Source organism: Massilia sp. UYP11, assembly GCF_050434805.1.
Taxonomy (GTDB): Bacteria; Pseudomonadota; Gammaproteobacteria; order Burkholderiales; family Burkholderiaceae_D; genus Telluria.
The window spans coordinates 389,389-402,798 of sequence record NZ_JBNDJE010000002.1; the positions used below are offsets into that span (position 1 = coordinate 389,389).

The window sequence follows — 13,410 nt, forward strand, 5'->3', positions numbered from 1 at the left end:
GAGGGCTTGGAAAGCGATCATTCCTGCCAGTGTAGCACCGGCGGCCCGCGATGGAACATGCCTGCAATCAGGCCTTGGCCAGTTTCTGCCAGGTCTCGATCACCGAGTCCGGGTTGAGCGACATCGACTCGATGCCTTCGTCCACCAGCCACTGGGCGAAGTCCGGATGGTCCGACGGACCCTGGCCGCAGATGCCGACGTACTTGCCCTGCGCCAGGCAGGCCTTGATCGCCAGCGACAGCATCGCCTTGACGGCCGGGTCGCGCTCGTCGAAGTCCTTGGCCAGGAGTTCCATGCCGGAGTCGCGGTCCAGGCCCAGGGTGAGCTGGGTCAGGTCGTTGGAGCCGATCGAGAAGCCGTCGAAGTACTGCAGGAACTGCTCGGCCAGGATGGCGTTGGACGGCACCTCGCACATCATGATCAGGCGCAGGCCGTTCTCGCCGCGGGTCAAGCCATTCTTGGCCAGCAGGTCCACGACCTTCTCGGCCTGGCCCAGGGTACGCACGAACGGCACCATCAGCTCGACGTTGGTCAGGCCCATGTCGTTGCGCACGCGCTTCATGGCCGCGCATTCCATCGCGAACGATTCGGCGAAGTCCTCGGCCAGGTAGCGCGCGGCGCCGCGGAAGCCCAGCATCGGGTTCTCTTCGTCCGGTTCGTAGCGCGAACCGCCGATCAGCTTCTTGTACTCGTTCGACTTGAAGTCGGACAGGCGCACGATCACCGGCTTCGGCCAGAAGGCGGCGGCGATGGTGGCCACGCCTTCGACCAGCTTGTCGACGTAGAAGGCGCGCGGCGAGGCGTGGCCGCGGGCCACCGACTCCACCGCCTTTTTCAGGTCGGCATCGATGTTCGGGTACTCGAGGATGGCCTTCGGGTGCACGCCGATATTGTTGTTGATGATGAACTCGAGGCGGGCCAGGCCAACGCCGTTGTTGGGCACCGACTGGAAGTCGAATGCCAGTTGCGGGTTGCCGACGTTGAGCATCAGCTTGGTCTTGATCGGCGGCAGTTCGCCACGCGAGACTTCGGTGACCTCGGTTTCCAGCAGGCCGTCGTAGATCATGCCTTCGTCGCCTTCGGCGCAGGACACGGTGACCAGGGTGCCGTCCTTGAGCACGTCGGTTGCGTCGCCGCAACCAACCACCGCCGGCACGCCCAGCTCACGCGCGATGATCGCCGCGTGGCAGGTGCGGCCGCCGCGGTTGGTGACGATCGCCGAAGCGCGCTTCATGACCGGTTCCCAGTTCGGGTCGGTCATGTCGGCCACCAGCACGTCGCCCGGCTGCACGCGTTCCATCTCGGACGGGTCGGTGATGACGCGCACCGGGCCGGCGCCGATCTTCTGGCCGATCGCGCGGCCGTGGGTCAGCACGGTGCCGGTGCCCTTGAGCTTGAAGCGCTGCTGGGCGTCGGTGGACTTCTGCTGCGACTTCACGGTCTCGGGACGCGCCTGCAGGATGTACAGCTTGCCGTCGCGGCCATCCTTGCCCCACTCGATGTCCATCGGACGGCCGTAGTGGTTCTCGATGATCATCGCGTACTTGGCCAGCTCGATGACCTCTTCCTCGACCAGCGAATAGCGGTTGCGCAGCTCGATCGGCACGTCGACGGTCTTGACCGAGCGGCCGGCCTTGGCCTCGCTGGTGAACTCCATCTTGATCAGCTTGGAGCCGATATTGCGGCGGATGACGGCCGACTTGCCCTGGGCCAGCATCGGCTTGTGGACGTAGAACTCGTCCGGATTCACCGCGCCCTGCACCACGGTCTCGCCCAGGCCATAGCTCGAGGTGATGAACACCACGTCCTTGAAGCCCGATTCGGTGTCGATGGTGAACATCACGCCCGCGGCGCCGGTGTCGGAACGCACCATGCGCTGCACGCCGGCCGACAGCGCGACCTCGGCGTGGGTGAAGCCCTTGTGCACGCGGTACGAGATCGCGCGGTCGTTGTAGAGCGAGGCGAAGACGTGCTTCATCGCTTCGAGCACGTTGTCGATGCCGACCACGTTCAGGAACGATTCCTGCTGGCCGGCGAACGAAGCGTCCGGCAAATCCTCGGCGGTGGCCGAGGAGCGCACGGCGAACGAGACTTCGGTGTCCGAACCGGCGAACAGGCGCTCGTAGAACGCGCGGATGTCCTGCTCCAGGCGGGGCTGGAACGGGGTCTCGACGATCCAGCCGCGGATCTCGGCGCCGGCGGCCGCCAGCGAGCGCACGTCGTCGACGTCCAGGCCCTCGAGGCGGGTCGCGATGCGCTGGCCCAGCGATGGGCCGCCGTCGGCGCTGTGGTCAAGGAAGTCGCGGAAGGCGTCGGCCGTGGTGGCGAAACCGGTCGGCACGCGCACGCCGGCGCCGGCCAGCTGGCTGATCATCTCGCCGAGCGAGGCGTTCTTGCCGCCGACCGACTCGACGTCGGTCATGCGCAGGTCCTCGAACGAGGCCACGTAGACGCGATTGGCGCCGTCGGCCTGCAGTGCGTCTGGCGACAATGCTGGAGTAGCTAGGTTAGTCATGATAAAAACACCCTTACTTGATGATGGAAAGCTGTTGGTGCATCGGCGCCGGCAAGCGGGGGCGTCTTGACGTGTTCTTGTTATTCTGGCCCGCGTGCAGCACAATGCAAAACCCGTTACCGAGCATTTTACCCCGCGGCGGGGTGAAGTGCAGCGCACATTTAATGCCACTTTGTCAGCAAAGCATACCGACCCAGCCACCATGACCGACGATTCCCTGCCTCTCCCAGTCGCCGCATCGCGCACCGTGTTCTTCGTTTCCGACGGCACAGGCATCACGGCGGAGACCTTCGGTCACGCCGTGCTGAGCCAGTTCGACCTGCGTTTCCGCCAGATTCGCCTGCCGTTCGTGGATTCGATCGAGAAGGCGTACGACGCCGCGCGCCGCATCAACGAAAGCTTTGCGCTGCACGGCCAGCGGCCGATCGTGTTCTCGACGCTGGTGAAGAACGACCTGTCGGCCGTGATCCGCTCGGCGAACGGCATGCACATGGACCTGTTCCAGACCTTCGTCGCGCCGCTCGAGCAGGAACTGGACGTGAAATCGACGCACACGATCGGGCGCATCCACAATGCGGTGGATACCGAGGAATACAAGAACCGCATCGAGGCGATCAACTTCTCGCTGGCGCATGACGACGGTCAATCGCACAAGAACCTGGCCGAGGCCGACGTGATCCTGGTCGGCGTCTCGCGCTCCGGCAAGACGCCGACGAGCCTGTACCTGGCGATGCAATACGGCCTGAAAGCAGCGAATTACCCGTTGATCCCGGACGACTTCGAACGCGGCAGGCTGCCGACTTCGCTGCCGCCGTTCAAGGCCAAGCTGTTCGGCCTGACGATCACGCCCGAACGCCTCTCGCAAATCCGCAACGAGCGCCGCGCCGGCAGCAAGTACGCCTCGCTGGAAAACTGCCGCTACGAAGTCAACGAGGCCGAGCACCTGATGCGCCGCGAAGGCATCCGCTGGCTCTCGTCGACCACGAAATCCATCGAAGAAATCGCCACCACCATCCTCCAGGAAATCAAACCCGACCGCCGCGAATACTGACCACACGAGGGTCAGTGTCGAATTATCGGGAAAGTTTTTGGCGGGGCAATTAATCTCACACAAGCTAGCCGCAGCTTGCCTAAAAGCTCGTGCACATTAATTAGGGTCAGAGTCGAATTGTTTGACAACTTCAAGGAATTGCTCGGCAATTCCACTCTGACCCTCAATATTTTTTACTATCTGATCGACCCTGGTCGAGTACTCGGGAAATAAAATGCCGTGGAGGACGACTTCCTCCGTGTGTTAGCGCTATACCTCGCACAAACTAATTAGGGTCAGAGTCGAATTGTTTGACAACATTCACGGCTGAGCCGTTAATTTGACTCCGACCCTAATTATCCGCTGAGTAATTGGCCAATAATTCTACTCTGACCCTATTTATTTACGGGCCGAATTTGGGAAATTGCACAACAATTCTACTCTGACCCTATTTGGGGTTAGAAGAATTGGCGCCAGTCGGCGAGCCAGGAGGGGAAGTTGGTCGCTTCCATGGGGTTGGCGATGTGGTAGCCCTGGGCGTAGGTGCAGCCGAGGCTTTGGAGGAAGTCCCAGTCTTGCCGGGTTTCGACGCCCACCGCGACCGACATGCGATCCAGACTGTGGGCCAGGTTCAGGCAACTGCGCAGCACCGTGCCCAGCGGCCGGCGCTTGGAGGCGCCGTCGACGAAGCTGCGGTCGATTTTCAGTTCCGTGAACGGGACGCGGGCCAGCAGTTGCAGGTTCGAGCGGCCGGTGCCGTAGTCGTCGATCGCCAGGCCGAAGCCCATCATGCGCAGCCGCACCAGGCGCTCGATGAAATCGGGATTGGTGTTCAGCACCGACGATTCGGGCAGCTCGAAGGTGATGGAGTCGGGCCGGACCTGGTGGCGCTCGAGCGAGGCGACGATCTGGCGCGCGAACGCCGGATGGGCCAGCGTTTCGGGGGCGATGTTCAGCGAGATCGGGACCGGGATGCCCTGGTCCTGGAACCAGCGGCAGCGCTCCACCGACAGCTCGATCATGCTCCAGTCCAGGAAGTCGATGCGGCCGCTCTCTTCCAGCGCTGCCATGAACGATGCCGGCCCCAGCACGCCGTGCTCGGGATGGCGCCAGCGGGCGAAGGCTTCCAGGCCCTTTACCTGGCCGGTCGCGAGCTCGATCTTGGGCTGGAAGAACGGCTCGAACTGGCGCTTCTGCAAGCCGATGCCGATCTGCTGGAACGTGAAGCGCGGGTCGCCAGGCTTTTCGGGCGGTCGCGCCATTGGGGTGTAGTTGTCGAGCAGCGGCTTCAGACTGGCGGCGGTGACCGGCGTGGCGACCACGCCCAGCAGCTCGACGCCGAAGGCCTGGGCCAGGGTCTCGACCGAAAACAGCAGGTCGGCGGGCTGTGCGCCCGTCACCACCACGCGCGCGGGCGCCTGAATCTGGCCCAGCTTGCGGATCAGCTCCAGCCCATCCATGCCCGCCAGCGCGAGATCGACGATGGCGACGTTCACCGCCGGGGCCATGCCGGCCTCCAGGGCCTGCAACGCGAGATGCCCGTCCGGCACGTCGGTGACGCGGCTGGCGCCGAGCTGGCGCAACAAATCCACCAGCGCCCTGCGCTGGGCCATGTCGGCTTGTGCTACCAGAAAATGCAAATGCGCGATGTCCATCGTTACTCCAGTTTCCCAGCCGCAAGACTACGCGATGCGGAGGAAGCCGTCTATAGCCTGGAGCCTATTCCGGTAGGTGGGGGGAAGCTCATGACGACATGCGCGTCCGCGATGCGTGGCTGGCGTGGGCAAGGCGCGAGCAGGCCGCATGGCGAGCCCACGGGTTTGCCACTGCGCGACGAGCAACGCAGCACACGCCTGCCAGGCGCGTCAGGAGCGACTCCCCCCTACCGGCATAGGCTCCCACATCTGCTGCTGGCGCAGCCCCTCGAAGAAGCACACGGCTGCGCAGGCGGCGACGTTGAGCGACTCGACCCGGCCCGCATGCGGCACGGCGACCCGGTGCGTGGCCAGCTTCAAGAGTTCTTCCGACACGCCCTGCCCTTCGTGCCCCAGCACCCAGGCCACCGGCTGGCGCAGGTCCATCGCATACAGCCGCTCGGCCGCATAGCCGCTGGTCGCCAGCACCGGCACCGCAGCGCCTTGCACCAGCGGCGCCAGTTCCACCTGCTCGAAGATGTCGAGCACGAAGTGCGCGCCCATCGCCGCGCGCAGCACCTTCGGCGACCAGCAGAAAGCGGTGCCGGGACTGCAGTAGACCTGCTTGATGCCGGCCGCCGCCGCGCTGCGCAGGATCGAGCCGACGTTGCCCGGATCCTGCACGCCGTCCAGCAGCACGCTCGGCCCCACCAGGGCCGGCGCCGCGCAAGGCTGCGGCGAATCGATCACGAACAGCAGGTGCACGCCGTGCTCGACCTGGCTGACGGCATTGAACAGCGCGTCGGGCAGCGCCGTCAGCGGCGCATGCAGCGCCGCGCAGCGCGCGACGATGGCCTGCACTTCGCGGTTGCCGAGCGCGCCTTCCGCCACCACGCAGTGGCGCGGCGCGCCGCGCAGCTCGAGCCAGCTCTGGCACAGGTGCACGCCGTCGAGCAGGCTTTGCCCGGCCTTGCGCCGCGCCTGCGAGCTGGTGGCCAGGCTTTTCAGATCTTTATAGAACGCGTTGTCGCGCGAGCTGATGGTTTTCATACTGTTTCTGCTTCAGTCATCTGGCCACCAACTTCAGCAAACAGGTCGACCTGCAGCAGGTTGCGCACCGGCGCGAACGATCGGCGGTGCGCCGGCGACGGGCCATGCAGGCGCAGACGCTCCAGGTGCAGCGGCGTGCCGTACCCCTTGTGCTGGTCGAAGCCGTATTGCGGGTAAAGCCCGTGCAGGCGCACCAGCGCGGCGTCGCGCGCCGTCTTGGCCAGGATCGAGGCGGCCGAGATGGCGTTGACCTTGTCGTCGCCCTCCACGATCGCATGCGCGCGCACGTTCATCTGCGGGCAGCGGTTGCCGTCGATCAGGGCCAGCGTCGGCAGCGTCTGCAGCGCCTCCACCGCGCGCCGCATCGCCAGCATGGTCGCCTGCAGGATGTTGATGCTGTCGATCTCTTCGCACGAGCATTCGGCGATGGCCCAGGCCAGCGCATGCTCGCGGATCAGCGGCGCGAGTTCGTCGCGGCGCGCCTCGGAGAGCTTCTTGGAGTCGCGCAGGCCCTCGATCGGCCGCAGCGGATCGAGGATGACGGCGGCGGCGAACACGGGTCCTGCCAGCGGACCGCGCCCGGCCTCGTCGACGCCGCACACGACATCGAGCTCGGTGAACGGCCGGTTCCTGGCCGGCAGTCCGGGATACAAATTGACTTTCTTCTTTCTCATGTCTATTCACGCGGCCCTGGGGCCGCGTCCAATGACGCCGAGCACCGCTTGCGCGCTGACGCGCGCGCTGTCGCGCAGCAGGCTGTGGTGCATTTCCAGGAAGCGGCCGGCCAGCCGTTCGCGCCCGGCCGCATCCTGCAGTTGGGTCCAGACGGCGTCGGCCAGCGCCTCGGGCGTGGCCGCGTGCTGGATCAGTTCCGGCACCAGGAACTCGCGCGCCAGGATGTTCGGCAGGCCGATCCAGGGCTGGTAGCCCATATGGCGCATGATCGCATAGGACGCCGCCATCACTTTATACGCGATCACCATCGGCTTCTTGAACAGCGCCACTTCGAGGGTCGCGGTACCGGAAGCGACCAGCACCGCATCGGCGGCGGCGATCGCCGTGTGCGAGCCGGCGGCGCTCACCTGCAGCTCGACGTCCTGCAAGCCCGCCTTGACCACGATCTCGTCGAAGTAGGCGCGCTGGCGTTCGCCGACCATCGGCACCACGAAGCGCAAGCCAGGATCGCGCGCGGCCAGCAGCTTGACGGCGCGCACGAACGGCTCGGCCAGGTATTTCAGCTCGCCCATGCGGCTGCCCGGCATCACCGTCACCACGCGCGCATCCGCATGCAAGCCGAGCGCGCGGCGCGCCGCGGCGACGTCCGGCGCCAGCGGGATGGTCTCGGCCAGCGGATGCCCGATATACGTCACCGGCACGCCGGCCTCGCGATAGATCGCTTCCTCGAACGGGAAGATCACCAGCATGTGCGAGACCGCGCGCTGGATCTTCTTGATGCGCCCACCGCGCCAGGCCCAGATCTGCGGCCCGATGAAGTGCACGGTCGGAATGCCGACGCCGCGCAGCTGCTCTTCCAGGCCGAGATTAAAGCCCGGATAGTCGGCGCCGATGAAGGCGGCCGGCCGCTCGACGGTCAGGCGGTCGCGCAGCCGGCTCTGGATGCGTTTCAGTTCAGGGTAGCGCGGAATGACTTCGAACAGGCCGCGCACCGTGAGCGTGTCCATCGGCACGTCGCTCACCATGCCCTGCTCGATCATGCGCGGCCCGCCGATGCCGTGGAAACGCGCGTCGGGCAGCATCGGCCGCAGCCCGGCCAGCAGGCGCGCGGCGAGCATGTCGCCGGACGCCTCGCCGGCCACCAACGCCAGCGAAACGTCGTTTCTCATATCGCTAGCGGACGATGCCACGGGTGGCGGCGCCGAGGAACTCGCGCAGCAGGCGAATATCGCCGCTGGCCGCCGGCAGGCGCTCTTCTTCGGCCTGGAGGGCCGCCTTGGCCTCTTCCAGGGTCAGGTTCGAGCGGTACAGCAGTTTATAGGCGCTGCGGATGCCGTCGAGCTGCTCGCGCGTAAAGCCGCGGCGCTTGAGTCCTTCGAGGTTCACGCCACGCGCGCCGGCCGGATTGCCCGAGACGAGCACGTAGGGCGGCACGTCCTGGGTGAGGCTCGTGTACATGCCGATGAAGGCGTGCGCCCCGATCTTGCAGAACTGGTGCACGCCGGCGTAGCCCGACAGGATGGCCCAGTCGCCCACCTGCACGTGGCCCGCGAGCTGGGCATTGTTCGAGAAGATCGTATTGCTGCCCACCTGGCAGTCGTGGGCCACATGGACGTAGGCCGAGATCCAGTTGTCGCTGCCGACGCGGGTCACGCCTTCGTCCTGGACCGTGCCCAGGTTGAAGGTGACGAATTCGCGCACCGTGTTGCGGTCGCCCACTTCGAGGCGGGTCGGTTCGCCGTTCCACTTCTTGTCCTGCGGCGCGCCGCCGATCGAGCAGAACTGGAAGAACTTGTTGTCCTTGCCGATCGTGGTGTGGCCCTCGACGACCACGTGCGGGCCGACCACGGTGCCGGCATCGATGCGCACATTCGGCCCGATGATCGAATACGGGCCTACCTCGACCGAGCTGTCCAGCTCCGCCTTCGGATCGACGATCGCGGTCGAATGGATTTTGCTCATCTGGCTCTCCTTTACTGCGCCGCGGCTTCGGGGCCTTTCATCGTGGCCTCGGCGGCGCCGCGGATGGTGCACATCAGCTCACCCTCGACCGCCACCTTGCCGTCGACGGTCGCCACCGCCTTGTACTTCCAGATGCCGCGCGCGACGCGCAGGATCTCGATTTCCATGCGCAGCTGGTCGCCCGGCTCGACCGGACGCTTGAAGCGGGCGTTGTCGATGCCGACGAAATACACCACCGAATTCTCGTCCGGCTTGACGTTCATCGTCATGAACGACAGGATGGCCGCGGTCTGCGCCATCGCTTCGATCATCAGGACGCCCGGCATCACCGGCTTGTGCGGGAAGTGACCGTTGAAGAACTCTTCGTTGACGGTGACGTTCTTGATCGCGACGATGCGCTTGCCCAGCTCGACGTCCAGCACGCGGTCGACCAGCAGCAGCGGATAGCGGTGCGGCAGGTATTCCTTGATCTGGGTGATGTCGAGGGTCTTGAGTTCTGGAGAGGTCATTTTTGTTCTGTCAGGTTTCTGATGGTTTTCTCGAGGTTCCGGATCTTGGCGCGCATCGAATCGAGGTTGCGCACGATCGCCGCGCTGCGTTCCCATTCGGCGTTCTTGGCCAGCGGGTAGAAGCCCGTGTACTGGCCCGGCTCGAGGACCGAGCGCGACACCATGCTGCCCGAGGAAATATGGACGTTGTCGGCGATTTCCAGGTGGCCCAGCACCATGGCGGCGCCGCCGAAGGTGCAGTGGCTGCCGATCCTGGCGCTGCCGGCCACGCCGACGCAGCCGGCCATCGCGGTGTGCGCGCCGATGCGGCAGTTGTGCCCGATCTGGATCTGGTTGTCGAGCTTGACGCCGTCTTCGATCACGGTGTCGTCCAGCGCGCCGCGGTCGATCGTGGTGTTGGCGCCGATGTCGACGTCGTCGCCGATCAGCACGCGGCCGGTCTGCGGGATCTTGATATAGGCGCCGGCTTCGACGGCAAAGCCGAAGCCGTCGGTGCCGATCACCGCGCCCGAATGCAGGATGCCGCGCTGGCCGATGCGGCAGCGCGCATGGAACGTCACGTTCGCGAACAGGTGCGTGTGCTCGCCGATTTCCGCCTCGCGCCCGATGAAGCAGCCTGAATCGATCACGGCGTGGGCCTTGACAACGGCTCCCGCCTCGATCGTCACGTGCGGCCCGACGTGGGCGGTCGGATCGACCGTGGCGCCGGGGTCGACCACGGCGCTCGGATGGATGCCGGGCGCCGGCGCCTGCTCGGTGAGCGATGCGAAATACTGCGCCACGCGGGCGAAGTAGGCGTAAGGGTTGGTGATGACGATGCGCGCGCCTGCATAGGTCGCGGCCACCGTCGGATCGTCCAGCGGCGACAGGATCAGTGCCGCCGCCTGGCTTTGCGCGGCCAGTGCGCGCAGCTTGCTGTTGCTGAGGAAGCTGATGTGCGAAGCGCCGGCGCTGTCCAGGGGGGCGATCGCCTGGACCTCGAGGTCCGCGTCGCCCACCAGTTGTCCGCCGAAGCGCTCGACCAAATCGCCCAGTCGAATGCCCATCTCGGTCTTTCCAGTGTAAGTCAAAATCGGTACCGCTTTACTTGTCGAGCAGCTTCAGGATCTTGTCGGTGATGTCCACGCGCGGGCTCACCCACGCCGCCTCGACCAGCACGGCGTCGAGCTTTTCCTGTTCCGCGACCTGCTCGACCAGCTTATAGGCCTTTTGCGCGATCGCGGCGCGCTCTTCGTTCTTGCGCTGCTGCAGGTCTTCCTGGAACTCGCGCTGCATGCGCTCGACGTCCTTCTGCATGTTGTACAGCTCGCGCGCGCGGCGCGTGCGGTCCAGCTCATTCAGGCCGGCCGCCTCGGCGTCGAACTTCTCGGACGTCTGCTTGTACTTGCCGACCATCTCCTCGACCGCCTTCTGGCGCTTCGAGAACTCGGCGGTCAGTTTGGCGTCGGCCGCCTTGGCCATCTTGGAATCGGTCATCAGGCGCTCGGTGTAGACAAAGCCGATGCGGCTGTTGGTCGCCTGCGCCTGGGCCAGCGGGGCAATGGACACGCCGAAGACGGCGGCCAGCAGCAGCGAGGCCCCAAGCGCGGGTCGAACCGTGGACTTGCGTCCACCAGGCGGCGAGTCAATCAGATTTTTCAACATAAGTCTCTCGCAATCGTTCTTCAGGTCGCCGTCGTCCGCTTAGAAGCCGGTGCCCATCTGGAACTGGAAGCGTTCCAGGCGGTCGCCCGGCAGCGAATTGAGCGGCTTAGCATAACTCAACTTGAGCGGACCGACCGGGGAAATCCAGGACAGGCCGATACCGGCCGAGTAGCGGAATTCGTCGAAACGGATCTTCGCGTCTTCCTGGAATACCTGGCCGCCGTCGACGAAGGTGAACCAGCGCAGGCTGCGGTCGGTGCCGCTGCCCGGGAACGGGAACTGCAGCTCGGCGTTGGCGATGATGCGCTTGGAGCCGCCGATCGCGTCGTAGTAGCGCGGATCGACCACGCCCAGCGACGAGCTCTCGTAGCCGCGCACCGAACCGATGCCGCCCGCGTAGAAGTTCTTGAACACCGGGTAGGCGCTGCCGCCGATGCCCTTGCCGTAATCGAGTTCGCCGCGCAGGGCGAGCGTCATCCACCGCGTGACCGGCTTCCACCACTGGTGCTCGTACACCATCCGGTAGTACTTGGCGTCGCCGATGGCGTCGATCTCGAAGTTGGCGCGCTGGAAGCGGCCGCGGGTCGGGGTCACCGCGCTGTCGCGGGTGTCGCGCCCCCAGGCCGCGGTCAGCGGGATCGCATTCGTGGTGGCCTTGCCGATGCCGCTCTCCGGGCCGCCGTTCTGGCGCACGAAGGTCTGGTAGATCGTCGGCGAGGTCTGGTCGGTTTCCAGTTCGGTGCGTTCCAGGCCGGCGCCGAAGTAGACGGTGTCGGATTCGGAGAACGGCACGCCGAAGGTCAGGTTGCCGCCCATCTGGCGCACGGTATACGAACCGATGTTCAGCGCCGGCGGGCGCGAGGTGCGCAGGTACAGCGAGAACGCGCGCGAAATGCCGTCGTCCGTGAAGTACGGATTGGTCTGCGAGAACGCGATCGTGCGGTTGTACTTGCTGGTGTTCAGTTCGATGCCGACCGTGTTGCCGCTGCCGGCGAAGTTGGCCTGCGAGATCGACGCGGTGAAGGTGAACTTCTCGGACTGCGAGAAGGCGCCGCCGATCATGAAGTTGCCGGTCGGTTTTTCTTCGACCGCGATGTTCACGTCCACCTGGTCCGAGGTGCCAGGCGACTCCGGCGTTTCGACCTTCACGTCCTTGAAGTAGCCGAGGCGGTCGACGCGGTCGCGCGACAGCTTGACGCGGTTGGCGTCGTACCACGAGCTTTCGAACTGGCGGAATTCGCGGCGGATCACTTCGTCGCGGGTGACCGTGTTGCCCGAGATGTTCATGTGGCGCACGTAGGCGCGCTTGCCCGGATCGACGAAGAAGGTGAACGCGACTTCGCGTTTCTCGCGATTCAGTTCCGGATTGGCCGTCACGTTGGCGAAGGCGTAGCCGAAGGTGCCCAGGCGGTCGGCGATCAGCTTGTTGGTCGCCTCCTGCAGGTCGCCGACATAGGTCTTGCCCGGCTGGAGCACGATCAGTTCCTTGAGCTCATCCTCGCGGCCGAACATCTCGCCCTCGAGCTTGACGCTCGAGACGGTGTACTGCTCGCCCTCGGTGATGTTGAGGGTCAGGTAGATGTCGCGCTTGTCCGGGGTGATCGAGACCTGGGTCGATTCGACGTTGGCTTCGAGGTAGCCGTGGTTCAGGTACCAGGACTTGATGGTCTCCAGGTCACCGGTCAGCTTCTGCTTCGAATACTGGTCGGCCTTCGAGTACCAGGTGAACCAGCCCGACGGGCGCAGTTCGAGCAACTGGCGCAGCTGCTTGTCGCTGAAGGCCTTGTTGCCGACGATGTTGATGCCCTTGATCTTGGCGACATCGCCCTCGTCGACGTTGAACATGATCGTCACGCGGTTGCGCTCGATCGGGGTCACGGTGGTAGTGATCTTCACGCCGTACAGGCCATGCGACAGGTACTGGCGCTTGAGCTCCTGCTCGGCGCGGTCGACGGAGGCCTTGTCGAAGATGCGGGTCTGGGCCACGCCGATCTCGGCCAGCGCCTTGACCAGCATGTCCTTTTCGAATTCCTTGGTCCCGGTGAAGTCGACCGACGAAATCGCCGGGCGTTCCTCGACCAGCACCACCAGCACGCCGTTTTCTTCCTCCAGGCGGATGTCCTTGAAGAAGCCGGTGGCGTACAGCGCCTTGATCGCACTCGACGCCTTGGCGTCGTCGAAGGTTTCGCCCACGCGCACCGGCAGATAGCTGAACACGGTGCCTGCTTCCGTTCGCTGGATGCCTTCGACCCGGATATCCTTGACGACGAACGGGTTGACGGCCAGCGCATGTCCGGCGCACATGGCCAGCACGGCCGCGCCGATCAAGCTGCGACGAATGAACGGCAGGGCAAAACGATCTGGTTGTGATTTCATTGGCTGGATCAAAGG

At 65.1% G+C, this 13,410-nt stretch carries 11 protein-coding genes; 1 reads left to right on the forward strand and 10 read right to left on the reverse strand.

Features of this window, described 5'->3' with window-relative positions; translation table 11 throughout:
* Positions 1 to 67 precede the first annotated feature (67 nt).
* On the reverse strand, positions 68 to 2,515 hold the full coding sequence (gene ppsA / locus ABIB38_RS05220; RefSeq protein WP_429202354.1) for a phosphoenolpyruvate synthase: 2,448 nt from the start codon (positions 2,513 to 2,515) through the stop codon (positions 68 to 70).
* 202 nt (positions 2,516 to 2,717) lie between these two features.
* Between ppsA and ppsR the strand changes: the two genes are divergently transcribed.
* A complete protein-coding gene (gene ppsR, locus ABIB38_RS05225) occupies positions 2,718 to 3,566 on the forward strand; it encodes a posphoenolpyruvate synthetase regulatory kinase/phosphorylase PpsR (RefSeq protein WP_429202356.1) in 849 nt (282 codons plus the stop codon).
* Between the two features lie 437 nt (positions 3,567 to 4,003).
* Here the strand turns inward: ppsR and ABIB38_RS05230 are convergent, their stop codons facing one another.
* From ABIB38_RS05230 to bamA, 9 genes are all read right to left on the reverse strand, one after another.
* On the reverse strand, positions 4,004 to 5,200 hold the full coding sequence (locus ABIB38_RS05230) for an EAL domain-containing response regulator (protein WP_429202358.1): 1,197 nt from the start codon (positions 5,198 to 5,200) through the stop codon (positions 4,004 to 4,006).
* Between the two features lie 210 nt (positions 5,201 to 5,410).
* On the reverse strand, positions 5,411 to 6,229 hold the full coding sequence (locus ABIB38_RS05235) for a TrmH family RNA methyltransferase (protein ID WP_429202359.1): 819 nt from the start codon (positions 6,227 to 6,229) through the stop codon (positions 5,411 to 5,413).
* The gene (gene rnhB / locus ABIB38_RS05240; protein ID WP_429202361.1) at positions 6,226 to 6,903 is read right to left on the reverse strand and encodes a ribonuclease HII; all 678 of its coding nucleotides are present in this window, start codon (positions 6,901 to 6,903) and stop codon (positions 6,226 to 6,228) included. Before rnhB ends, ABIB38_RS05235 begins: the two co-directional genes overlap by 4 nt.
* 6 nt (positions 6,904 to 6,909) lie before the next feature.
* Positions 6,910 to 8,073, reverse strand: coding sequence for a lipid-A-disaccharide synthase (lpxB, locus tag ABIB38_RS05245; protein ID WP_429202363.1), 1,164 nt, complete (start codon positions 8,071 to 8,073; stop codon positions 6,910 to 6,912).
* Between the two features lie 4 nt (positions 8,074 to 8,077).
* Positions 8,078 to 8,866: an acyl-ACP--UDP-N-acetylglucosamine O-acyltransferase gene (gene lpxA / locus ABIB38_RS05250; RefSeq protein WP_429202365.1), complete on the reverse strand. Its 789-nt coding sequence runs from the start codon at positions 8,864 to 8,866 to the stop codon at positions 8,078 to 8,080.
* A gap of 11 nt (positions 8,867 to 8,877) precedes the next feature.
* On the reverse strand, positions 8,878 to 9,375 hold the full coding sequence (gene fabZ, locus ABIB38_RS05255) for a 3-hydroxyacyl-ACP dehydratase FabZ (protein ID WP_429202366.1): 498 nt from the start codon (positions 9,373 to 9,375) through the stop codon (positions 8,878 to 8,880).
* Complete coding sequence (lpxD, locus tag ABIB38_RS05260; protein WP_429202368.1) at positions 9,372 to 10,421, reverse strand: UDP-3-O-(3-hydroxymyristoyl)glucosamine N-acyltransferase; 1,050 nt, start codon at positions 10,419 to 10,421, stop codon at positions 9,372 to 9,374. The genes fabZ and lpxD overlap by 4 nt, the downstream gene beginning before the upstream one ends.
* A 37-nt stretch (positions 10,422 to 10,458) precedes the next feature.
* Positions 10,459 to 11,019, reverse strand: a complete 561-nt coding sequence (locus tag ABIB38_RS05265; protein WP_429202369.1) for an OmpH family outer membrane protein — start codon at positions 11,017 to 11,019, stop codon at positions 10,459 to 10,461.
* Positions 11,020 to 11,058: 39 nt separating this feature from the next.
* Complete coding sequence (bamA, locus tag ABIB38_RS05270) at positions 11,059 to 13,395, reverse strand: outer membrane protein assembly factor BamA (protein ID WP_429202371.1); 2,337 nt, start codon at positions 13,393 to 13,395, stop codon at positions 11,059 to 11,061.
* Between the last annotated feature and the right edge of the window lie 15 nt (positions 13,396 to 13,410).

What these genes read in the sequence shown, in the direction of transcription:
- ppsA (WP_429202354.1), bottom strand. Translation starts at nt 2,515, where the DNA reads ATGACTAACCTAGCTACTCCAGCATTGTCGCCAGACGCACTGCAGGCC.
- ppsR (WP_429202356.1), top strand. Translation starts at nt 2,718, where the DNA reads ATGACCGACGATTCCCTGCCTCTCCCAGTCGCCGCATCGCGCACCGTG.
- ABIB38_RS05230 (WP_429202358.1), bottom strand. Translation starts at nt 5,200, where the DNA reads ATGGACATCGCGCATTTGCATTTTCTGGTAGCACAAGCCGACATGGCC.
- ABIB38_RS05235 (WP_429202359.1), bottom strand. Translation starts at nt 6,229, where the DNA reads ATGAAAACCATCAGCTCGCGCGACAACGCGTTCTATAAAGATCTGAAA.
- rnhB (WP_429202361.1), bottom strand. Translation starts at nt 6,903, where the DNA reads ATGAGAAAGAAGAAAGTCAATTTGTATCCCGGACTGCCGGCCAGGAAC.
- lpxB (WP_429202363.1), bottom strand. Translation starts at nt 8,073, where the DNA reads ATGAGAAACGACGTTTCGCTGGCGTTGGTGGCCGGCGAGGCGTCCGGC.
- lpxA (WP_429202365.1), bottom strand. Translation starts at nt 8,866, where the DNA reads ATGAGCAAAATCCATTCGACCGCGATCGTCGATCCGAAGGCGGAGCTG.
- fabZ (WP_429202366.1), bottom strand. Translation starts at nt 9,375, where the DNA reads ATGACCTCTCCAGAACTCAAGACCCTCGACATCACCCAGATCAAGGAA.
- lpxD (WP_429202368.1), bottom strand. Translation starts at nt 10,421, where the DNA reads ATGGGCATTCGACTGGGCGATTTGGTCGAGCGCTTCGGCGGACAACTG.
- ABIB38_RS05265 (WP_429202369.1), bottom strand. Translation starts at nt 11,019, where the DNA reads ATGTTGAAAAATCTGATTGACTCGCCGCCTGGTGGACGCAAGTCCACG.
- bamA (WP_429202371.1), bottom strand. Translation starts at nt 13,395, where the DNA reads ATGAAATCACAACCAGATCGTTTTGCCCTGCCGTTCATTCGTCGCAGC.